Origin of the sequence: uncultured Maribacter sp. (assembly GCF_947495965.1) — a bacterium.
Classification (GTDB): Bacteria; Bacteroidota; Bacteroidia; order Flavobacteriales; family Flavobacteriaceae; genus Maribacter_B.
In genome coordinates, this window is record NZ_CANMBB010000022.1 from 1 (window position 1) to 1,393 (window position 1,393).

2 protein-coding genes are annotated in these 1,393 nt (G+C 32.1%); both read left to right on the forward strand.

Annotation, left to right across the window (positions count from 1 at the left end; genetic code table 11):
- Positions 1–41: 41 nt before the first annotated feature.
- Entirely contained in the window at positions 42–476 is a 435-nt protein-coding gene (locus Q0820_RS16875; protein ID WP_298489463.1) for a hypothetical protein, read from the forward strand.
- Positions 473–1,342 (forward strand): IS3 family transposase, encoded by an 870-nt coding sequence (locus tag Q0820_RS16880; RefSeq protein WP_298489465.1) that lies wholly within the window; start codon positions 473–475, stop codon positions 1,340–1,342. The genes Q0820_RS16875 and Q0820_RS16880 overlap by 4 nt, the downstream gene beginning before the upstream one ends.
- Positions 1,343–1,393: the final 51 nt, after the last annotated feature.

Sequence of the window (1,393 nt, forward strand, 5' to 3'; positions counted from 1 at the left end):
TGTCCCGTCCTGAAATAGCGATACACTAAAATTTTAGTGTAATGAAAACACCCGTAAAGATTGGTTATGTAAAAAGAACCCAAAAAGACTACTCGCTTTCTTTTAAACTTCAAGTAGTAGAACAAATTGAATCCGGAGAACTAGATAGGCTTTCAGCTCATCTTAAATATGGTATTCAAGCCAGAAGTACTATTACCTCTTGGTTGCGAAAATATGGTAATTTTGATTGGGAAAACCTTAATGTAACTTCAATGGACAAGACACCAGAACAAAGAATAGCAGAACTTGAGGCAAAAGTCAAACTTTTAGAAAAACAAAAATCTCGAGCAGAATATCTAGCCGAGCGAGCAGATAAGAAAGTAATTATTTTTGATATGCTTGTTAATATGGCAGAGAAGGAATATGACATTGAAATCAGAAAAAATTACAAGCCCGAGTTATCAAAATCTTCAAAGAAGAACACAAAGAAACAATAGTTTCTACCTGTAATTTACTCGGGCTTGAAAGGCAGGTATACTATCGTTCTATTAAGTCAAGAATACACAAAGAGTCCGTAGCAAAAAAAGTCATAAGATTAGTAAAAGGTGTGAGAAATCTTATGCCTAAGTTAGGAACCAGAAAACTATATCATATTTTGAAACAAGAGCTAAGCATTTTAAAAATAGGTAGAGATAAGCTTTTTAGAATCCTCAAAGCAAATCATATGCTTATAAGACCTAAGAGAAGCTACCATATTACTACGGACTCACACCATAGATTTAGAAAGCACAATAATATAGTAAGTAACTTAGATATAGTGCGTCCAGAGCAAATTTGGGTTAGTGATATTACCTATGTAGGCACCAGAAATAATCCCTCATATCTAGCTTTGATTACAGATGCTTATTCTAAGAAAATAATGGGATATGATGTATCTAATACTCTTGCATTGGACGGTTCTTTAAGAGCTCTTGAAATGGCATTAAAAAATAGAAACGATAAGGGCCAACCGTTAATACATCATTCTGACAGGGGGCTACAATACTGTTCCAATGAATATCAAAAATTGTTAAGCCAAAACAATATAAAGTCTAGTATGACACAAAAGTATGATCCTTATGAGAATGCGATAGCTGAAAGAATCAATGGAATATTAAAACAAGAGTTTGATATCGATAAAAATATCGAAAACTTAGATACTAAAAAAAAGCTGATTAAAAATTCAATCAAAATTTATAATAATAAAAGACCGCATATGTCAAACCATATGCTAACACCTTCACAAATGCATAAACAAGATAAACTCAAAAGAACAATATATAAATCAAAAAAGTTCAACGATGCTAGCATCGTTGAACTTTAAGTAATAAATTTAATCCTTTAATAATCTGTATCGGTTATTTAGGACTGGACA